Source organism: Chenggangzhangella methanolivorans (assembly GCF_019797865.1).
GTDB classification, from domain to species: domain Bacteria; phylum Pseudomonadota; class Alphaproteobacteria; order Rhizobiales; family Methylopilaceae; genus Methylopila; species Methylopila methanolivorans.
Genome location: NZ_CP081869.1, coordinates 1,704,771 through 1,724,247, shown reverse-complemented (window position 1 = coordinate 1,724,247; position 19,477 = coordinate 1,704,771). Strand labels below are relative to the sequence as shown.

At 68.3% G+C, this 19,477-nt stretch carries 20 protein-coding genes and 1 pseudogene; 11 read left to right on the top strand and 10 right to left on the bottom strand.

What is annotated here, in order from left to right; genetic code table 11:
* Nucleotides 1-303 precede the first annotated feature (303 nt).
* The 3 genes from K6K41_RS09050 (at nucleotide 304) to K6K41_RS09040 (ending at nucleotide 2,263) form a co-directional block, all read left to right on the top strand.
* Nucleotides 304-762, top strand: a complete 459-nt coding sequence (locus K6K41_RS09050; RefSeq protein ID WP_261404761.1) for a RidA family protein — start codon at nucleotides 304-306, stop codon at nucleotides 760-762.
* 107 nt (nucleotides 763-869) lie between these two features.
* On the top strand, nucleotides 870-1,736 hold the full coding sequence (locus K6K41_RS09045) for an aminotransferase class V-fold PLP-dependent enzyme (RefSeq protein WP_261404760.1): 867 nt from the start codon (nucleotides 870-872) through the stop codon (nucleotides 1,734-1,736).
* Nucleotides 1,619-2,263: a hypothetical protein gene (locus K6K41_RS09040; RefSeq protein ID WP_261405914.1), complete on the top strand. Its 645-nt coding sequence runs from the start codon at nucleotides 1,619-1,621 to the stop codon at nucleotides 2,261-2,263. Before K6K41_RS09045 ends, K6K41_RS09040 begins: the two co-directional genes overlap by 118 nt.
* Nucleotides 2,264-2,389: 126 nt before the next feature.
* Here K6K41_RS09040 and K6K41_RS09035 read toward each other — a convergent pair whose 3' ends face one another.
* Nucleotides 2,390-2,956 carry a NifU family protein gene (locus tag K6K41_RS09035; protein ID WP_261404759.1) on the bottom strand — a complete coding sequence of 189 codons (567 nt, stop codon included), beginning with the start codon at nucleotides 2,954-2,956 and terminating at the stop codon, nucleotides 2,390-2,392.
* 192 nt (nucleotides 2,957-3,148) lie between these two features.
* Entirely contained in the window at nucleotides 3,149-4,186 is a 1,038-nt protein-coding gene (trpS, locus tag K6K41_RS09030; protein ID WP_261404758.1) for a tryptophan--tRNA ligase, read from the bottom strand.
* Between the two features lie 105 nt (nucleotides 4,187-4,291).
* Here trpS and K6K41_RS09025 point away from each other — a divergent pair, with 105 nt between their 5' ends.
* Together K6K41_RS09025 and K6K41_RS09020 are read left to right on the top strand one after the other, a co-directional pair.
* Nucleotides 4,292-5,293: an adenosine kinase gene (locus K6K41_RS09025; RefSeq protein ID WP_261404757.1), complete on the top strand. Its 1,002-nt coding sequence runs from the start codon at nucleotides 4,292-4,294 to the stop codon at nucleotides 5,291-5,293.
* Nucleotides 5,294-5,357: 64 nt separating this feature from the next.
* Nucleotides 5,358-6,422 carry a dipeptidase gene (locus tag K6K41_RS09020; RefSeq protein WP_261404756.1) on the top strand — a complete coding sequence of 355 codons (1,065 nt, stop codon included), beginning with the start codon at nucleotides 5,358-5,360 and terminating at the stop codon, nucleotides 6,420-6,422.
* A 4-nt stretch (nucleotides 6,423-6,426) separates the two neighbouring features.
* Here the strand turns inward: K6K41_RS09020 and K6K41_RS09015 are convergent, their stop codons facing one another.
* Genes K6K41_RS09015 through cysG form a run of 5 tightly spaced genes read right to left on the bottom strand, consistent with a single transcriptional unit; the run spans nucleotide 6,427 to nucleotide 11,317 of the window.
* Nucleotides 6,427-7,086 carry a DUF934 domain-containing protein gene (locus K6K41_RS09015; RefSeq protein WP_261404755.1) on the bottom strand — a complete coding sequence of 220 codons (660 nt, stop codon included), beginning with the start codon at nucleotides 7,084-7,086 and terminating at the stop codon, nucleotides 6,427-6,429.
* Nucleotides 7,083-7,847, bottom strand: coding sequence for a phosphoadenylyl-sulfate reductase (locus K6K41_RS09010; RefSeq protein ID WP_261404754.1), 765 nt, complete (start codon nucleotides 7,845-7,847; stop codon nucleotides 7,083-7,085). The genes K6K41_RS09015 and K6K41_RS09010 overlap by 4 nt, the downstream gene beginning before the upstream one ends.
* Nucleotides 7,834-9,495 carry a nitrite/sulfite reductase gene (locus K6K41_RS09005; protein ID WP_261404753.1) on the bottom strand — a complete coding sequence of 554 codons (1,662 nt, stop codon included), beginning with the start codon at nucleotides 9,493-9,495 and terminating at the stop codon, nucleotides 7,834-7,836. The genes K6K41_RS09010 and K6K41_RS09005 overlap by 14 nt, the downstream gene beginning before the upstream one ends.
* A gap of 11 nt (nucleotides 9,496-9,506) precedes the next feature.
* On the bottom strand, nucleotides 9,507-9,842 hold the full coding sequence (locus K6K41_RS09000) for a DUF2849 domain-containing protein (RefSeq protein ID WP_261404752.1): 336 nt from the start codon (nucleotides 9,840-9,842) through the stop codon (nucleotides 9,507-9,509).
* Between the two features lie 11 nt (nucleotides 9,843-9,853).
* The gene (gene cysG / locus K6K41_RS08995; protein ID WP_428978576.1) at nucleotides 9,854-11,317 is read right to left on the bottom strand and encodes a siroheme synthase CysG; all 1,464 of its coding nucleotides are present in this window, start codon (nucleotides 11,315-11,317) and stop codon (nucleotides 9,854-9,856) included.
* A gap of 529 nt (nucleotides 11,318-11,846) precedes the next feature.
* Between cysG and K6K41_RS08990 the strand changes: the two genes are divergently transcribed.
* From K6K41_RS08990 to K6K41_RS30305, 6 genes and pseudogenes are all read left to right on the top strand, one after another.
* Nucleotides 11,847-12,683 (top strand): efflux RND transporter periplasmic adaptor subunit, encoded by an 837-nt coding sequence (locus K6K41_RS08990; RefSeq protein WP_261404750.1) that lies wholly within the window; start codon nucleotides 11,847-11,849, stop codon nucleotides 12,681-12,683.
* Nucleotides 12,684-12,736: 53 nt separating this feature from the next.
* On the top strand, nucleotides 12,737-12,988 hold the full coding sequence (locus K6K41_RS08985) for a permuted SH3 domain-containing protein (RefSeq protein ID WP_261404749.1): 252 nt from the start codon (nucleotides 12,737-12,739) through the stop codon (nucleotides 12,986-12,988).
* Between the two features lie 12 nt (nucleotides 12,989-13,000).
* Complete coding sequence (locus tag K6K41_RS30320) at nucleotides 13,001-13,489, top strand: efflux RND transporter permease subunit (protein ID WP_428978575.1); 489 nt, start codon at nucleotides 13,001-13,003, stop codon at nucleotides 13,487-13,489.
* On the top strand, nucleotides 13,468-13,992 hold the full coding sequence (locus K6K41_RS30315) for an efflux RND transporter permease subunit (protein WP_428978574.1): 525 nt from the start codon (nucleotides 13,468-13,470) through the stop codon (nucleotides 13,990-13,992). The genes K6K41_RS30320 and K6K41_RS30315 overlap by 22 nt, the downstream gene beginning before the upstream one ends.
* A gap of 28 nt (nucleotides 13,993-14,020) precedes the next feature.
* On the top strand, nucleotides 14,021-14,632 hold the full coding sequence (locus K6K41_RS30310) for an efflux RND transporter permease subunit (protein WP_428978573.1): 612 nt from the start codon (nucleotides 14,021-14,023) through the stop codon (nucleotides 14,630-14,632).
* Nucleotides 14,605-16,293 (top strand): annotated as a pseudogene (locus K6K41_RS30305) (efflux RND transporter permease subunit). The gene K6K41_RS30310 and the pseudogene K6K41_RS30305 overlap by 28 nt, the downstream one beginning before the upstream one ends.
* Nucleotides 16,294-16,342: 49 nt before the next feature.
* Here the strand turns inward: K6K41_RS30305 and K6K41_RS08975 are convergent.
* From K6K41_RS08975 to K6K41_RS08965, 3 genes are all read right to left on the bottom strand, one after another.
* Nucleotides 16,343-17,191, bottom strand: a complete 849-nt coding sequence (locus K6K41_RS08975) for a hypothetical protein (RefSeq protein ID WP_261404748.1) — start codon at nucleotides 17,189-17,191, stop codon at nucleotides 16,343-16,345.
* A 129-nt stretch (nucleotides 17,192-17,320) separates the two neighbouring features.
* Entirely contained in the window at nucleotides 17,321-17,866 is a 546-nt protein-coding gene (locus K6K41_RS08970) for a hypothetical protein (protein WP_261404747.1), read from the bottom strand.
* Entirely contained in the window at nucleotides 17,863-19,434 is a 1,572-nt protein-coding gene (locus K6K41_RS08965; protein ID WP_261404746.1) for a glycosyltransferase family 4 protein, read from the bottom strand. Before K6K41_RS08965 ends, K6K41_RS08970 begins: the two co-directional genes overlap by 4 nt.
* Between the last annotated feature and the right edge of the window lie 43 nt (nucleotides 19,435-19,477).

Sequence of the window (19,477 nt, the reverse complement as noted above, 5' to 3'; positions counted from 1 at the left end):
GATCACAAGCGGTCTGCACAGCGTTTAATCACAAGTCCGTGTACAGCGGTATTCTGTGGCGGTTTTGCGACTTGTTGATCAAACGACCGCCTGATATCCATGTGACACGCCAGTGATCAATCCGGCCCCAAGCCTAGAATATCTAAAATTCTGACGCAGATCTGACGTCGACCTTTCGCCGCGTTCCAAGCGTTTTCCGCTTGGCCGAATGTATTTCGGCCGAAACTGCCGTGTTGCGTCTGTCTTTTTCCTGAAACATCGTGGCGGCGGATCCTCCGGCCGCCCTGAAGCCGCCGAGGTCCCATGGCCCGCCGACTCGCGACCACGCTCGCCTTCTGTCTCGCGACCTGCTTCGCCGCCGCGACGCCCACGCTCGCCCAGAGCGGCAAGGAGGTGGTGTCGAGCCCCGACGCGCCCGAGGCGATCGGGCCCTACAGCCAGGCGATCCGCCACGGCGACACGCTCTATCTCGCGGGCCAGATCCCGATCGATCCGAAGACCAAGGAACTGAGCAAAGGCGCGATCGAGGAGCAGACCAAGCTCGTGCTCGAGAACTTGAAGGCGGTTCTGGCGGCCGCCGGCATGACCATGGACAACGTCGTCTCGACGAGCGTGTTCATGAAGGACCTCAACGAGTTCAAGAAGATGAACGAGGTCTACGCCACCTATTTCAAGGACAAGCCGCCGGCGCGCGCCACCGTCGAGGTCGCCCGCCTGCCGCGCGACGTGGCCGTCGAGATTTCCGCCATCGCGGTCAAGTGACCGGCGTTCCGGGCGCCGGCGGTTTCCGGCGCGCTTGAGACGCCGCCGGACCCCCGGCGGCGAACGGGCCGCCGCGCGCGCAAGCGACCCGGCGGGGGAGACGTTTCATGAGCGATTTCGAGTTCCGTTCGAACCGGCGAGACCTGTTCAAGCTTGCGGGCGCAGGCGCCGCGGCGGCGGCCACGCTGCCGCTGGTTCCGATGAGCGCCTTCGCGGCCGATCCGAAGTTCACGCTGGGCGAGCCGAAGCCCGGCTTTATCCTCGATCCCGACGTCCTCTACATGAACATCGGCACCACGGGCTCGACGCCCAATCACGTGCTGAAGTCCTTCAACCAGGACAATCGCGAGGTGGCGCGCAACCCGCTCGAGACCTTCGGCGGCGTCACGCCGTTCCGCGAGGCGATCGCGCCGGGCTTCGGGGCCGAGCTCGAAGAGTTCGTGATCTCCTACAACACCACAGACGGCATGAACAAAATCCTCGCCGGCGTCGAGCTGCGCGAGGGCGACGAGATCGTCACCACCAATCATGAGCATCCGGGCGGCAACGGCCCGATGAACATCCTGGCCCAGCGCTACGGCGTGAAGATCACTCGCGTCGCGCTGCCGGTCGGCAACGACCAGAAGGCGGGCGACTACGTCGACCTGTTCCGCAAGGCCATGACGAAGAAGACGAAGGCCTTCGTGTTCTCGGCGCCGACCTACCTCACCGGCGTGATGCTGCCGTACAAGCGCCTCGCCAAGCTCGCCCAGAAGAACGGGATCATGACGATCGTGGACGGCGCGCACGCGACCGGCATGTTCGACCTCGACTTCCACAAAACCGGCATCGATTTCTGGGGCTGCTCGGGCCACAAGTGGCAGTGCGGCCCCCCACACCGGCGTCGGGCCACATCACGGCCGCAACCGGTGATCACAAAACCCCGCTGCCGCTGTTCAACTTCTGGCCGACCAACACCAACAACACGCTGCTGACCGGGCCGCGCACCAACGACAACGCCGCGACCTACAATGTCGGCACCGCGATGCAGAGCATCGGCAATCCGAACTATCCGATGCTGAAGGCCTTCGCCGACACCTGCGCGTTCTGGGACGAGATCGGCCGCGGGGCCATCGAGAAGCACGATCTGGCGCTCTCGCTCGACCTCAAGAACAAGATCGCCGACCGCTGGGGCGCAGGGTATCTCTACTCGCCCAAGGACGATCCGGAGCTCCTGTCGGCGCTCACCTCCTTCAGCCCGTTTCCACAAGGCGAACGCGCGGGTGGGGCTCGGCCAGTCCGAGGCCGAGACGGCGCAGTCGACCACCTTCGTGACGCGCATGCGGGAGGAGTACGGCATCGTCATCCGCAACACGGCGGTGCCGGTGATCGGCTCGCCCGCGCCGCATCATCCGATGCGCATCTCCACGCATCTCTTCCACTCGACCGAGGACATCGACCGGCTGGTTGGCGCGATGGTGGAGCTGACGTCGAAGATGGCGGGGGCGTAAGGGGCGGCTGAAGCGCCTCGTCATGCCCCGGCTTGTCCGGGGCATCCACCTTTCGGCGGCGCGGCGTTCGACGATGAACCGTGGATCCCCCGGACAAGCCGGGGGATGAGGACTGCGTTTCGACCAAACCTCGGAAGTCAGGCCACCGGCCTGACTTCCTCGACCTCCGGCACGAAGTGGCGGAGCAGGTTCTCGATGCCCTGCTTCAGCGTCGCGGTGGAGGAGGGGCAGCCCGCGCACGAGCCCTTCATGTTGAGATAGACCACGCCCTCGCGAAAGCCGCGGAACGTGATGTCGCCGCCGTCCATAGCGACCGCGGGGCGAACGCGCGTCGCGAGCAGCTCCTTGATGGTGTCGACGGTCTCGGCGTCGCTCTCCTCGAAGAACTCCTCGCCGTCGTCGTTCGGCTTCGGCGCGCCGGCCTCGGTGAGCAGCGGCTCGCCCGAGAGGTAGTGCTCCATGATCGCGCCGAGGATGGCGGGCTTGAGGTGCTGCCACTCGCCGCCGGCCTTGGTGACGGTGACGAAGTCGGCCCCGTAAAACACGCCGGCGACGCCGTCGATCTCGAACAGTTTCTGGGCGAGCGGCGAGCGGGCTGCGTCGTCGGCCGATTTCAGCTCCAGCGCGCCGCCGGGCAGCACGTCGCGGCCGGGCAGGAACTTCAGCGTCGCGGGGTTCGGGGTCGCTTCGGTCTGAATGAACATCGGGAAACCTCTCTAGTCACCGAGAGATGGTGGTTTTGGAAGCGGGGGTCAATCGTGGCGGACACGAACTGCGCGCTTCGAGACGCCCGCTGACCGCGGGCTCCCCAGCATGAGGAGCGTCGCAGAGACTCAGCCGCCCCTCATGCTGAGGAGCTTGGCGAAAGCCAAGCGTCTCGAAGCACGCAGCTCCTCTCAGCGCCGCACGAACCCCACGATGTCCTTCACGTGGTTCATCGTCTCGCCGGCGATCGCCTCGGCGCGCTCGGCGCCCGAGCCCAGCACCTGGTCGATGTGGCCCGGGTCGGCCACCAGCCGCTTCATCTCGGCGGTGATCGGCGCGAGCTTCGAGACGGTGAGGTCCACGAGCGCCTGCTTGAACTGCGAGAATTGCTGGCCGCCGAACTGGGCGATCACCGCGGCCGCGTCGCTGTCGGCGAGCGCTGCGTAGATGCCGATGAGGTTGTCGGCCTCGGGCCGCGTCTTCATCTCCTCGACGGTCTCGGGCAGCGGCAGCGGGTCGGTCTTGGCCTTGCGGATCTTGGCCGCGATCTGGTCGGCGTCGTCGGTCAGGTTGATGCGGCTCGCGTCCGAGGGCTCGGACTTCGACATCTTTCGCGCCCCGTCCCGCAAGCTCATCACGCGCGTCGCCGGCCCCGCGATCAGGGGCTCGGGCTGCGGGAAGAACTTCTCGGCGAGGCCGAGGTCGGCGATCGACTTCGAAAAGTCGTTGTTGAACTTCTGCGCGATGTCGCGGGCGAGCTCGAGATGCTGCTTCTGGTCCTCGCCGACCGGCACATGGGTCGCGCGGTAAGCGAGAATGTCCGCCGCCATCAGGTTCGGATAGGCGTAGAGGCCGACGGACGCGTTCTCGCGGTCCTTGCCGGCCTTCTCCTTGAACTGCGTCATGCGGTTCAGCCAGCCGAGCCGCGCCACGCAGTTGAAGATCCAGGCGAGCTCGGCGTGGGCCGAGACCTGGGACTGGTTGAAGACGATGTGCTTCGTCCCGTCGACGCCGGCCGCAAGAAACGCGGCCGCGACCTCGCGGATCGACTTCTTCAGCTCGGCCGGGTCCTGCCAGACGGTGATGGCGTGGAGGTCGACCACGCAATAGAGGCACTCGAAGCGGTCCTGCAGCTCCACGAAGCGCTTGATGGCGCCCAGATAATTGCCGAGATGCAGGTTTCCGGTCGGCTGGACGCCGGAAAACACCCGCTCATGCGCGTTCGCCATCGGACCCGTTTGCTCCCTGAAGGACGGCGCGTTATGGCGTCCGTGTCGGGCCGGCGCAAGGGTCCGGAGCCTCTCGCCCCACCAGCCTTTCGGAGCCAGCCCCTGATGAGCGAAGCCAAGTACGACGTCCTCGGCATCGGCAATGCGATCGTCGACGTGATCGCGAGCGCCGACGACGACTTCCTCGTCCGCGAAGGCCTCGCCAAGGGATCGATGGCGCTGATCGACGAAGCGCGGGCCGAGGAGCTCTACGGCAAGATGGGGCCGGCGGTGGAGGCCTCGGGCGGCTCGGCCGCCAACACGCTCGCGGGCCTGGCCTCGCTCGGCGGCCGCGCGGCCTTCATCGGCAAGGTCAAGGCGGATCTGCTGGGCGACGTCTTCCGCCACGACATCACGGCGATCGGCGTCGATTTCCCGACTCCGGGCGCGACCGACGGCGTCGCGACCGCGCGCTGCTTCATCCTGGTGACGCCGGACGGCGAGCGCACGATGTCGACCTATCTCGGCGCCTGCCAGGGCCTCGCCCCCGCCGATGTCGACGAGGCCGCGGTGAAAGCTGCGAGCGTCACCTATCTCGAGGGCTATCTCTGGGATCCGCCGGCCGCCAAGGAGGCGTTCCGCAAAGCCGCCGAGATCGCGCACGCCGCGGGCCGGCAGGTCGCGCTGTCGCTGTCGGACTCCTTCTGCGTCGACCGCTATCGCGCCGAGTTCCTCGAGCTCGTGCGCACCGGCCAGGTCGACATCCTGTTCGCCAACGAAGGCGAGCTGAAGTCGCTCTACGAGACCTCGGACGTCGAGGCGGCGCTGAAGGCGGTCTCCGCCGACGCCAAGCTCGCAGCGGTGACGCTCGGCGCCCGGGGCTCGGCGATCGTGCGCGGATCGGAGCGGGTCGAGGTTCCGGCGGCGCCGATCGAGGGCAAGCTCACCGATATGACCGGCGCCGGCGACCTCTTCGCCGCCGGTTTCCTCTACGGCCACGCCCGCGGCTTCGAGCTCAAGCGCTCCGGCCAGATCGGCGCGCTCTGCGCCGCGGAAGTCATCTCCCATGTCGGCGCGCGCCCGCAGGTGGTCCTGAAGGATCTCGTCGCGCAGAAGGGGCTGGCGTAACCTTTCGTGTCCCGGCCTTGAGCCGGGACGAGAACGCAATGTCAGTCTTCGCTGGTTTCGCCTGATGACGCCCATTCCCGTCTTCGACGGCCACAACGACACGCTGCTGCGCATCTGGCAGCGGCGCGACGCGGACGGCGGAGCGAAAGCCTTTCTCGAAGGCGGGGTCGGGGGGCACATCGACCTGCCGAAGGCGCGCGCCGGCGCCATGATGGGCGGCCTGTTCGCGATCTTCGTGCCGTCGCGCCAGCTTGGCGTCGACTACATGAAGATGATGCGCGAGGCGTCCTACGACGTGCCGTGCCCCGAGCCGCCGCCGGTCTCCGAGGCGATGGCCGCGACGCTCGGCATGGCCGCGACGCTGTTCCGCATCGAGCGCGCCTCGGCGGGGGCGGTCGGGGTCTGCCGAAGCGTCGCCGAAATCCGCGCCGCGAAGGACCGTGGGGCGCTCGCCTGCGTCCTCCACATCGAGGGCGCGGAGGCGATCGGCCCGGACCTCGACGCCTTGCACGCGCTTCACGCCGCAGGGCTGCGCTCGCTCGGGCCGGTCTGGAGCCGTCCCAACGTCTTTGGCCACGGCGCGCCGTTCCGCTTTCCCGCAAGCCCCGACACCGGCCCCGGCCTCACCGAGGCCGGCAAGGCGCTCGTGCGCGAATGCGACGCGCTGAGGATCGCGGTCGATCTCAGCCACCTCAACGAGGCCGGTTTCTGGGACGTGGCGAAGACGAGCCGCGCGCCGCTGATCGCGACGCACTCCAACGTCCACGCGATCACGCCTCACGCCCGCAATCTCACCGACGCCCAGCTCGACGCGATCGCCGAGCGGGATGGCCTCGTCGGGCTCAATCTCGCGACCTGTTTCTTGCGCGAGGACGGCCGGATGCGCTCGGACACCGATCTCGACGCGGTCGCGCATCATCTCGACCGGCTGATCGCCCGGCTGGGCGAGGACCGCGTCGGCTTCGGCTCGGATTTCGACGGGGCGATCGTGCCGGCCGGGATCGGCGACGTCGCCGGCATGCCGCGGCTTCTGGCGTTCCTGAGCGAGCGCGGCTACGACCAGGCGATCCTCGAAAAGATCGCCTGGCGAAACTGGCTCAGCGCGCTCGAGCGCGTCTGGGGCGGGTGAGCCGTTACGCCGGCCGGCGCGCCCAGGGGCGGGTTCCGGCCGGAACCTCCTGCTGCCGCGAGGAGCCGACGGGCTGCATGTAGAACGGCACGTCGGGCCACAGGCCGTTCGCGAGCTGCTTGCGGGTGACCGGGTCCGAGATCTCGAACGCGTCGAAGCCGCAGCGGCGCATCAGCGGCATCTGGTCGATGAGCACGTCGCCGGCGGCGCGCACCTCGCCCTCGAAGCCGTGCCGCTCGCGCAGGAGACGCGCGGTCGAGGACGAGCGGCCGTCGGCGAATTTCGGGAACGGCAGCACGACGAGCGTCACCCGCGTCAGATGCGGCACGAGCTCGTCGAGCTTCTCGCCCGGCTCCACGATCACGCCGAGCGGGGAGTTGCGCTGGCTGAGCGCCTCGCGTTCGGCGAGGAAGCGCTTCAGCGGCAGGATCGCCGGGCCTTCGCCGACGGCCTCGTCCTCGCCGGTGCGCGTCCACTCGTCGTCCTGGAAGGCGCCGTCGCGCCAGAGCGCGGGGCCTGCGTCGGCCTCGGGCACGGCGCGCAGATGCGGCGCCTGGGCGGGCTTCGCCTGAGAAGAAGTCACCTGGGCGGCCTCCGGAACCCGGATCTCGCCGGCGGTCTCATCGGTGCGCGCGACGCGCGCGGCGGCGGTCGGGGGGGTCATATTCCGCTTCCCTCGTTTTCGAGCGCGGCGGTGTGGATGCCGCACTCGGTCTTCTCAAGGCCGCGCCAGCGGCCGGCCCTGGCGTCCTCGCCCGGCTTCACCCGCGAGGTGCAGGGCATGCAGCCGATCGACAGGAAGCCGTGGCGCACGAGCGGATGCTCGGGCAGGCCGTGGACCGTGGCGTAGTCCTTGACGTCCTTGGCGGACCACTCCGCCAGCGGATTGATCTTGATGCGCGCGCCGTCGGCCTCGAACACCGGAAGTTCGGCGCGCGTCGCGTTCTGGAAGCGCTTGCGGCCCGAGATCCAGGCCGGGAAGTCGGCGAGCGCCTCGGCGAGCGGCGCGACCTTGCGGATCCGGCAGCAAAGGTTGGGCTCGGACTGCCAGAGGAAGTTCTCCGGATCGAGCCGCTTCAGGCGCTCGGCGTCCGGCGTCACGGTGCGCACGTCGGCAAGCTTCAGCCGCTCCACGAGCGCGTCGCGATAGTCGAGCGTCTCCTGGAAGAGCTGGCCGGTGTCGATGAAGGTCACGGGGACCGACGCGTCGACCTCGGAGAGGAGATGCAGCAGCACGGCGGAGTCGGCGCCGAAGCTCGACACCATGGTCACGCGTCCGCGGAACAGCGTCTCGACCGCGGCCTCGATCACCTCATGGGCGCCTGCGCCGCGGAAGCGGCGGTCAAGATGGGCCGCGAGCGAGGTCGCGCGCTCTGCGGCGCGCGCCTTCGAGACTTCCGGCAGCGGAAGATCAGGCCGCTCCATAGAGGGCCTCCTTGAATGGTTTCTGGCCGAGGCGGCGGACGGCGGCGAGGAAGGTCTCGTCCGGGCGCTCGCGCAGCTTCAGATAGGTGTCGACCACGGTCTCGATCGCGCCGCCGATCTCCTCGCCGGTGAAACCCGGGCCGACCAGCGCGCCGACGGCGGCGGTCTCGTCGCCCGAGCCGCCGAGCGTCACCTGGTAGACCTCCTCGCCGCGCTTATCGACGCCGAGAATGCCGATATGGCCGGCGTGGTGATGGCCGCAGGCGTTGATGCAGCCCGAGATCTTGATCTTGAGCTCGCCGATCTCGGCCTGTTTCTCGGCCGAGCCGAAGCGGTTGGAAAGATCCTGCGCGATGTTGATCGAGCGGGCGTTGGCGAGCGCGCAATAATCGAGGCCGGGGCAGGCGATGATGTCGGTCACGAGCCCGGCGTTGCCGGTTTCGAGGCCGTGAGCCTTCAGCTCCGCGTAGAGCGCCGGGACGTCGTCGAGCGCCACGTGCGGCAGCACGAGGTTCTGCTCGTGGCTCACCCGGATCTCGGACTGCGAGAAGCGGTCCGCGAGGTCGGCCACGACGTCCATCTGCGCGTCGGTGGCGTCGCCCGGAATGCCGCCGATGGGCTTCAGCGAGACCGTGACGATGCCGTAGCCCGCCGCCTTGTGGGCCGAGACGTTGTTCTGCGCGAAGGCCGCGAAGGCGCGGCTGTCGGCCTTGGCGGCCTCGAAGGCGGAGGACCGCGCCGGCTTCTCCGGCAGCGCCGGCGGCTGGAAATAGGCCTGGATGCGCGCGATCTCGTCCTCGGGCAGCCGCAGGAGGTCGGTCTTCCGCACCTCCGCGAACTCTGCCTCGATCTGGCGGGCGATCTCCTCCGCGCCGGTCTCGTGCACGAGGATCTTGATGCGCGCCTTGTACTTGTTGTCGCGCCGTCCGTGCAGATTGTAGACGCGCATGATCGCCTCGACATAGGCGAGCAGATCCTCTTCCGGCAGGAAGTCGCGCACGCGATGACCGATCATCGGGGTGCGGCCGAGGCCGCCGCCGACGAAGACGGCGAAGCCGGTCTCGCCCGCATCGTTCCGCTTCAGCTCGAGGCCGATGTCGTGGAACTGCATCGCGGCCCGGTCCTTCGGAGACGCGATCACCGCGATCTTGAACTTGCGCGGCAGATACGAGAACTCGGGGTGGATCGACGACCACTGCCGCAGGATCTCGCAATAGGGGCGGGGATCGGCCACCTCGTCGGCTGCGGCGCCGGCGAAATGATCGGTGGTGACGTTGCGGATGCAGTTTCCGGACGTCTGCAGCGCGTGCATCTCGACCGAGGCGAGGTCGCGCAGGATCGCCGGCACGTCTTTCAGCGTCGGCCAGTTGAACTGCAGGTTCTGGCGCGTGGTGAAGTGGCCGTAATTGCGGTCGTAGGTGCGCCCGACATGCGCGAGCATGCGCATCTGCTTGGACGACAGCGTGCCGTAGGGCACCGCGATCCGAAGCATGTAGGCGTGAAGCTGGAGATAGAGGCCGTTCATCAGCCGCAGGGGCCGGAACTGCTCCTCGGTCAGTTCGCCCGACAGGCGCCGCTCGACCTGGTCGGCGAACTGCGCCGTCCGGGCCTGGACGAAGTCATGGTCGAACTCGTCGTAACGATACATCGATGGCTCCTTCACGCGCCGACGGGGCGGGCGAGGTCCATGCGGACCGTCGGACCCTCGGCGCGGATCTTTTCGCGGATGCGGACCGGGCGCAGGCCGTCGGGGCCGCGCGTCACGTCGATCGGATAGGCCTCGACCACGATCCGGTTCTTCTCGCCTTCCTTGCCGGTCGCGACCGCGTCCTCGAGGTCGTCCGCGCCCTCGGCCACGCGGGCGTCCTGAATCTTTTCGGTCCAGCCGCCGGCGGCGTCGAGATACACCACGACGCCGTCGATCAGGCGGTTGCCGGTGACGACCTGTTGGGCGGCCTTGGTCTTGGCCGCCGACTTCTGGATGGGGGCTGTCATGGATCGAACCTTCAGGCAGCGACGATGGCGCGCCCGTCTTGCGGGGCGAGCGGCTCGGCGCCGGCGTGCTCGGCCGCCTCGCCAAGGGCGCGGCCGATGAGAATGAGGACGGGGCCGGTGACGTCGCCGCGTTCGGCGAGCGCCGGCAGATCGCGAAGACGGCCCATGAAGATGGTCTCGTCGGCGCGCGAGGCGTTCTCGATCGCGGCGGCGGGCGTGTCAGGCGAGAGGCCGGCCTCGACGAGGCGCTCGGCGACCGCGCCCGCGACCGAGCGGCCCATATAGACCGCGACCGTCGCGCCGCCGAGCGCGAGGCCCGCCCAATCGGGAAGCGTGCGGCCGTCGAGGTCGTGGCCGGTGGCGAAGACGAGGCTCGAGGAGACGCCGCGCAGCGTCAGCGGGGCCTTGGCGGAGGCCGCCGACGCGAACGCGGCGGTGACGCCCGGGACGATCTCGTAGGAGACGCCGGCGGCGTCGAGCGCGGCCATTTCCTCGCCCGCGCGGCCGAACACCAGCGGGTCGCCGCTCTTCAGCCGCACGACGCGGCGGCCGGCGCGCGCCTCGCGGACGAGGATGTCGCCGATCTCGGCCTGGCTCACCTCATGCGCGCCCTTGCGCTTGCCGACCGAGACGCGCTCGGCGTCGCGGCGGCCCATGGAGATGACCTCCTGCGGCACCAGCGCGTCATGGACGATGACGTCGGCTTCCTGGAGCAGGCGCTGGGCCCGCAGCGTCAGGAGGTCGGTCGCGCCGGGGCCGGCTCCCACGAGCCAGACGAAGCCCGCGACGTCGGGCTCGGCCGCCATCATGCGCATGGCTTCCGCGCGTGCGCCGGGCTCGTCGCCGGCGAGCGCGCGGGCGGCCACGGGGCCGTCGAACAGCTTGGCCCAGAAGCGGCGGCGGGATTCCGCGGCCGGCAGCAGGTCCGCCACGACCCCGCGCAGGCTTTCGGCGAGCGAGGCGAGGCGCCCGGTCTCGGGCGCGAGCATCGCCTCGATCCGGGCGCGCACATGTCGCGCGAGCACGGGCGCCGCGCCCTCCGTGCCGATCGCGACGGCGAGCGGCGCGCGGTTGACGATGGCGGGGGTGATGAAGTCGCAAAGCTCGGGACGGTCGACGACGTTGACCGGAACGCCAGCCGCGCGGGCGGCCTCGGCCACGGCGCGGTCCTGCGCCTCGATCTCAGTCGCGGCGAAGACGAGCGCCGCGCCGGCGACGTGGCGGGGCTCGAACGTCTCGCGCACGATCTCGGCGTTCAGACGCGCGGCGTCGGCGAGCAGTTCGGCCGACGGCTCACAAGCGATCACGCGCAAGGACGCGTCGGTCTCGCCGAGCAGGCGCAGCTTCGCGGCCGCGGCCGGACCCGCGCCGACGACGGCGACGGTCCTATGCGACACGCGGAAGAAGGCCGGAAATGCTGTCAGTCGGGCCATTCTGGAGGGGCTCCAATCTGCCGGGACAATGATATTCCACATCCCAAAATGCAAGAGTTCATTGTATTACAAAGTTCTCGTGTGTTAATGCCGATCCAGGGGGGCATTCGCCGGCGGTTATGCTGGCTTCAGCCCTGACCCGCCCGGTTGCGTCGCTTGCGCCGCGTCATTGCGGCCCCGCAAGAACGGCGCCGGACCCCGGGGACGCGCCGCGAAACGAAGGCGAAGAGACTGTCTTCGAACGCGCGATCTGGAATGATTATAGCGATATTTCAGTAGGTTGTCTGCGCCCGCCCGGCTGCGCCGCGTTCGGTGGCGGGGGGCGCTGTCCGATCTGGCGGCAACCGCGAGTGGCGGAAGCACACGCGATGATGATTAACTGAACGGACAGGCGCGCCCCTTCGCCGGTTGCCCTATGCCGCATCGCACCCTATCACCCGGATGGGGACATCGACTTTTGGATCAGCGCGCGCCGGCGTCCGGCGGGCGCCTTTTCCCGTGTAGGTGATTTCGAATGTTTGGACACGTCGCGTTTGGCCGCTCCCTGTGGCTCCGGACGGGCGCTGCGGCGGTGTTCGCGAGCGCTGCGCTCGTCGGCGAGGTCGCGGCGCAGGGCGCGGCTCCCGGGCCGCTTCCCGTTTCGGTCGCCAATCCGATCAAGCGCAACGTGACGGAGACCGCCGAGTTCACCGGGCGGTTCGAGGCGAGCGAGTTGGTCGAGGTCCGCGCTCAGGTCAGCGGCCAGCTGGTGCAGGTCGCCTTCAAGGACGGCGCCGACGTCAAGAAAGGCGACCTGCTCTTCAAGATCGATCCTCGGTCCTATGAGGCGGCGCTGACGCAGGCCGAGTCTTCGGTCATCACCGCGCAGACCCGCGTGTCGCTCACCAAGTCTGACGTCGACCGCGCAAAGGACCTCCAGCGCACCGGCAACATCACCGACCAGGTCGCCCAGCAGCGGCAGCAGGCTTACGGTGAGGCGCTCGCCACGCTGAAGTCGGCCGAGGCGCAGGTTCTGACCGCCAAGCTCAATCTGGAGTGGACCGACGTGCGCGCGCCGATCGACGGCCGCATCGGCCGCAAGATGGTGACGGAAGGCAACCTCATCGCCGCCGGCGCGTCCTCGAACGTGCTCACCACCATCGTGAAGGTGAAGCCGATCTACTTCTATTTCGACGTCGATGAGCAGAGCTACCTCCGCTACATGGGCTATGTCCGCGAGGGCAAGTTTAAGCAGGAGGACAACGGCGCACCTGTTGAGATCGCTCTGCCGAACTCCAAAGAGTTTTCGGTCAAGGGGCGGATCGACTTCGCCGACAACCAGCTTGACCAGCAGACCGGCACGCTGCGCCTGCGCGCCACCATCCCGAACGACGACGGCTTCCTGACGTCGGGCGTTTCGGTCGTTTGAGGATCCAGTCAAGCCCGGAATTCGAGGCGCTGCTGATCCCGGACGAGGCCGTCATGTCTGACCAGACCCGTAAGGTCGTCATGACGGTTGGCCCGGACGACAAGGTTATCCCGAAGGTGGTCGAGCTCGGCCAGGCCCAGGGCCCCACGGGCCAGCTGCGCATCATCAAGTCGGGCCTCACGGCGGAAGACAAGGTGATCGTCAACGGCCTGATGCGCGCGCGCCCGGGCGCGCAGGTGAAGCCCCAGATGGTCGATCCCCTGAAACCCGCCGACAAGCAGGCTTCGGCCGCGCCTCAGAAGTAAGGGGCCGCGAGTATGGGTTTCGGGCATTTCTTCGTCGACCGGCCGATTTTCGCGTCGGTCATCTCGATCGTATTGATGATCATCGGCGGCGTCGCGCTGCTGAACCTGCCGATCGCTCAATATCCTGAGATCGCGCCGCCGACCATTTCGGTCACGGCGCAATATCCCGGCGCCAACGCCGAGACGATCGCCGAAACGGTCGCCGCTCCCCTGGAGCAGCAGATCAACGGCGTCGAGGGCATGATCTACATGAACTCGCTGGCGACCGGCGACGGCCAGCTGCAGCTGACCGTGACCTTCGCGCCGGGCACCAATCAGGACATCGCGCAGGTCCAGGTCCAGAACCGCGTCGGACAGGCCGAGCCGCGCCTGCCCGAGGCGGTGCGCCGCAACGGCGTGCAGGTCAACAAACGGTCGTCGGACTTCCTGATGGTCGTGAACCTGATCTCGCCCAAGAAGACGCTCGACACCGTCTACATGTGTCGAACTACGCGTCGGTGAACGTCGTCGACGCGCTGAAGCGACTCGAGGGCGTCGGCGACATCCGCATCTTCGGCGAGCGCGAGCTCAGCTTGCGCGTCTGGCTCGACCCCAATCGGCTCGCCGCCTACGGGCTCGCGTCAGGCGACGTCGTGTCCGCGATCTCGGCCCAGAACGTGCAGGTCTCGGGCGGATCGCTCGGTGCGCCGCCGTCCCCGCCCGGAACCGTAAGCCAGATCACCGTGACGACGCAGGGGCGCTTCCAGAGCCCTGAGCAATTCAAGCAGATCATCGTTCGTGCGACCTCGGACGGGCGCCTGCTGCGCGTCGGCGACGTCGCGCGCGTTGAGCTCGCGGCGCGACAGTATTCTTCGAACTCTTATCTTGGTGCCGATCCGACGGTGGGTATGGGCGTGTTCCAGCGCCCGGGCACCAACGCGACCGACGCCGCCGAGCAGATCAAGGCCACGATGGAGACGCTGAAGGCGGCGTTCCCTCAGGACCTTGAATACCGCATCGAGTAACCCGACCGAGTTCATCAACGAGTCGATCGTGGCGGTCGAGCACACGATCTACGAGGCGGTCGCGCTCGTCGTTCTCGTGGTGTTCATCTTCCTGCAGTCGTGGCGCGCGGCCATCATCCCGGTAGCGGCGATCCCGGTATCGCTGATCGCGACCTTCGCGGTCATGTCGGCCTTCGGCTTCTCGCTGAACATGCTGACGCTCTTCGGCCTTATCCTCGCGATCGGCATCGTGGTCGACGACGCCATCGTGGTGGTGGAGAACGTCGAGCGAAACATCGCGCTCGGGAAGACGCCGAAGGAAGCCGCCCACGCCACGATGGACGAAGTTGGCACGGCGGTCGTCGCGATCGCGCTCGTGCTCTGCGCGGTGTTCGTACCGACCGCGTTCATTCCGGGCATCTCGGGCATTTTCTACCAACAGTTCGCGCTTACCATCGCGGCCTCAACGATCCTGTCGGCGATTGTGTCGCTGACGCTGTCGCCGGCGCTTTGCGCGATCCTTCTGAAGGCGCACGCCCACGGCAAGAAGAGGGGCCTCGGCCAGCGCCCGCTGACCTGTTCAACCGCAACTTCGACCGCGGCGCGCACGGCTACAGCCGCTCGGTCGGCTGGATGGTGCGCCATAAGGCGATCTTCTTGATCATCTACGCCGTGCTGATCGGCGCCGCGGGCTACATGTTCACCTCGGTGCCGCGCGGCTTCATTCCGCAGGCCGACCAGGGCTACGCCATCCTCGTCGTGCAGTTGCCAGAAGGCGCGAGCCTTCAGCGCACCGACGAGGTGGCGAAGCGCGCGAGCGAGATTGCGCGCTCGGTCCCGGGGGTGAAGAACGCAGTGACGATTGCGGGCTTCTCGGGCGCGACCTTCTCGGCCGCGGCGAACGCGGCCACGAGCTTCATCATCTTCGATCCGTTTGAGAAGCGGAACGAGTTCGGCGCGTCGCAGCGGGCGCCGGCGATCCTTGCTGAAGCCCAGAAACGCCTGTTCGCCATCCAGGAAGCCTTCGTGCTCGCCATCCTGCCGCCGACCGTGCGCGGCATTGGCCAGGGCGGCGGCTTCAAGATGTACATTCAGGACCGCACAAACATCGGGTTCCCCACGCTTGAAAGCGCGGTGAACGAGATGATCGGCAAGGCCAACGCCAGTGGACAGGTGACCGGCGCCTTCACCGCCTTCAACACCCGCGCGCCGCAGGTCTTTCTCGACATCGACCGGGTCAAGGCGCAGCAGCTGAACGTTCCGATCGAAGCGTCTTCTCGGCGCTGCAGACGTTGCTCGGCCAGGCATACGTCAACGACTTCACGGCGCTCGGGCGAACGTTTCAGGTGAACGCTCAAGCCGATGCGCAATTCCGCAACAAGATGTCGGACGTCTACCAGTTCAAGGTCAGGTCGACGACCGGTGCGCTGGTGCCGCTTGGGACGCTGATCACCGACCGCAACCAGACCGGCCCCTACACGGTCGAGCGCCTGAACATCTACAACGCGATCGCGCTTCAGGGGAACGCCGCGCCGGGCGTCTCCACCGGACAGGCCATCGCCTACATGGAGAACCTGTTCAAGGAGATCGCGCCTCCCGGCGTCCAGTTCGAATGGGTCGATCTCGCCTATCAGGAGAAGCTCGCGGGCAACACGGCGATCTTCGTGTTCGCGCTTGCGATCCTGTTCGTGTTCCTGTTCCTCGCGGCGCAGTACGAAAGCTGGGCGCTGCCGCTCGCCATCATCCTGATCACCGCTGTCGGTGCTCGCGGCGCTGCTCGGCGTCGCGGCGAGGGGGCAGGACAACAACATCCTGACCCAGATCGGCTTCATCGTGCTGATCGGCCTAGCGGCAAAGAACGCGATCCTGATCGTCGAATTCGCACGCCAACGCGAGGACGAGGGCGAGGATCCGATCCAGGCCGCGATCGACGCATGTCGGGACCGCCTGCGTCCGATCATCATGACGTCCCTCGCCTTCTCGCTCGGCGTGGTTCCGCTCGCCTTCGCGTCCGGCGCGGCGGCGGAACTGCGGCAGGCGATCGGCACCGCCGTGCTCGCCGGCATGGTGGGCGTCACGATCCTCGGCATTTTCCTGACGCCGGTGTTCTATGTGGCGATCCGCCAGCTCGTTCTTCGGGCGGGCAAGAAGAAAGGTCCGGACGGCCCGAAGGGTCCGACCACGCCTCATGGCGGTTCAGGCGGCGGCGCTACGCATGCGCCGGCCAAGGAGCCGGCCCAGACTCCGGCCAAGGCCGGGGAGGCCGCGGGGGCGTCCCCCGCGGGCGGCGGGACGCCGCCGCAGCCGGGCGGCGGGAGCTGAAGCCGGCCTGACCGGGCCGGCCGTTTCGCGGTCGTAGCGGCGGAAGACCTCAGCGCGCGGGCAGATAGGTCCGCGCGTGCGGCAGCGCGAACTCGTCGAGCACCAGCGCGTAGGAAGCGGGGTCCGCGGCCTCGCGTTTGGAATGGCTGAGCAGGACGTCTCCGATCCCGTCCAGCGCGCGATGGACCGGGCTCAGCGTCACGCCGCGCCCGAAGGTTCGTTCGAGGTCGAGCCCGAGGCGATCGCGCGTCAGCGGCGCGCGGTTGCGGCGATAGGTCAGGAACTGTGTGTCGCCGACGGTGAAGTCGAAGCTCGCGACGAGGCGGCCGTCGCCGTCGCGCAGCGCCTTCAGCCGCTCCAGCATCGCGCGATAGGCGGCGCCGGGCCGGTAGACCGGCGCGCCGCCGGTGTCGGCGTCCGCGCCCGCGTCCAGGCGCGCCAGGCCGAGGCGCGAGAGCTTCGCGGCCGCAAGATCGGCCGGCTGCTCGGGCCAGAACAGCGACCGGGCGTAGAGCTCGCCGCGGAACGCCGCGGCCTCCGCCGCGATCTCGGCGCGGCGCCCGAGCCGCTCCAGCGCCGTCGAGGCGAGCTTGGACGGCTCGCAGCGCTGGCCGCCACGACGAACCCCCGGCGGCAATAGAGGGCCTTCGCCGAGGCAGACGACCGCAAGCCCCTTCAGCGCCGCCAGCAGGCCGACATTGCTGTTGACCGTCAGGCAGATCGAGGCCCGGTCGAGCCATGTTTCGAGCGGCGTCTCGGCGTCGACGGAGAAACGCGGATCGATCGGAAGATTGAGACGCGCGCCTGGAACCTCCTCGGGATGCGGCCGCGCCACGACGCGCCAGTCGTCGCCGATGATCTCGCAGAACCGGATCGCGAAATTCGCGAGGTCGCGCATGCGCGTCACGCGAGGGCTGTGCAGGAGGATGTTCGAATCCGTGTGGACCTGGAGGGCACGAACACGATCTTTTCGCGCGGCGGCGCCGCGGCGGCGACCGGCGAAGCCGAATAGGCGAGCGCCGCGCTCTCACGGGCGAGCGAGGCGTCGCCGTTGACGCCGAACGGGTCGACGAACAATTCGCCGGGCGCCGGGCCGCGCTCCATGAAGCCGCCCGGCAGCTCGCGCTCGGCCTTGTAGGCGCGCAGCGTTCGCCCAGAGGCCCGTGAAGCCGTTCCAGACGAACACGGCCTGGGGGGCGAGCGTGTCGAGCAGCCTCCAGAGCGTCTGGGTGCGTCGCTGGATGTCGCTCCATTCGGTGCTCGACAAAGCGCGACCCCTGAAGGGCGCGGATGCGCAGCTCCAGCGGGCAGACGTCGTCGGGGTCGAGGTCGAGATCGACGTCCGCCTCCGAGCGCGGGCGGGCGCGACCTCGCTCACGGCGACGCAGGCGAGCCCTGCTAGCGCGAACAGCGCAGCCGCGCCCCGGTCGTTCACCATCACGATCGGATCCCAGCCCTGCGCGCGGCAGGCGACGGCGAGCGGCAGCACCCGGGTTCTGTTCTCGAACGCGTCGCCGCACTGGATCACGACGACGGGGCGCGCGCGTCCGCCTGCGCCGGTTTCGGCGCTCACGCCCATTCGAGCAGGCCCGGCTTGCCGTGATAGGCTGCGGCCTCTTCGAACAACTGGTCGATGGCCGCGAGCATGGCCGGATCGCCGCGATCGATCTTCTTCAGCAGGGCGACCAGCCCGTCGGTGGTCTCGCAGCGCGTCGGCGCGACCAGCGCAGCATCCCGGGCGCCGAGCGTGTTGACGATGACGGGCCGGCGCCGCAGCAGCGCCTCGACGTTCTTCACGTTGACGCCGCCCTGCACGACGGTCGGCGACAGTAGGACGTCGATCTGGTCGAAGAACTGGCCGACCTCCTCGACGGGCCCCGCCACAGTGACGTTCTCGCGCAAGAGGACGTAGGGCGACAGGCTCGGCGACAGCGCGATCGCGCCGCCGATCACGATGCGGCTTTCGGGCGAAAACGCCTCGATGGCCGGCCACCAATTCGACATCACATGCTGGAGCGCCCGGCGGTTCGGCTCCATGTCTGAGCCGATGAAGCCGAACACCAGCGGCCGGCCCATGCTGCGCCACTGGGCGATCGTCTCAGTGGGATAGTAGCTGAGCGGATGCACCACGACGTTGTCGAGGCCGAGCTTGGCGCGGAACATCTTGGCGTCGCTGCGCGAGATCGCGAGCACGGCGGCGCAGCGGGCGAGCAGGTCGCGCTCGAGCGCGGCTTTCGGCCTCGGGCGCCGCCTCGGCGGCGTCGGCGAGCTGGCGCTGGCGGTTCGAGATGACGTCATGGTGTCGCAGACGAGCTTCGCGCCGTTGAGGTCGACGTCCTCGACGGCGCTCAGCATCCAGGGGAAACGACACCACCACCACGTCGTAGCGGGTCTCCGCCGCCATCGCGGCGAGCAGCGACTTGGCGCGATCGTTGAACGTCGTTGGCCCTGCGCCGCTCGAACGAATAGCCGAGGTGGCGACCGAGAGCTTCGCCGGCGCGGCGGCCTCCTCGTCGCCTGCCGCCTCAGCCGCCGCCTCGCTCCCCGCCTGGTAGGTCTCGAGCCGATTGGCGAAGAGCAGGAATAGTGCCGCACCCGGTCGATGCGCTTCAGTCCCTGGCGCTTCACCACGACGTCGACGTCGAAGCCGGCCTCGATCAGGTCGAGGCAGGTCGAGAAGGCGCGCTGGTGCGAACCGATGCGCGGCGGCGCGAAAACGCCCGGAAACACGAACAGCGCCCGCTTGGCGCCTTCGCGCGGGGGGCGAACATATTGCCGCGTCTTGCCCCGCGGATTGATCCGCCGGATGTTCACGACCTTGAGGCTGCAGATCACGCTGATCATGCGGCCCGAAAGGCTCGCGCGCTCGTTGCGGTCGATGGCGATGAGAACGTCGTAGGCGGCGAGGCGGTCAAGCGTCGCGGCCTCGATGGTCGACAGCAGCCCGTCGCCCTTCTGGGCGCGGGTCTCGCTCAGCAGGACGACGTCGCGGCCGCTCGTCGTTCCGAGCTCGGACGCGATCTTGAGCGCCCGTTGGGCCGCCAGTTTCTCGCCGAGATTGCAGATCACGAGCGTGGCGCGGCGGTCAGGCGCCTGAGGCTGCTCATCGTCCAGTCCGGCGAGTCGGTAGGCGAACGGCATCGACGGTCCGGGTCACGCAATGTCAGATGAGGTCATCCCATCC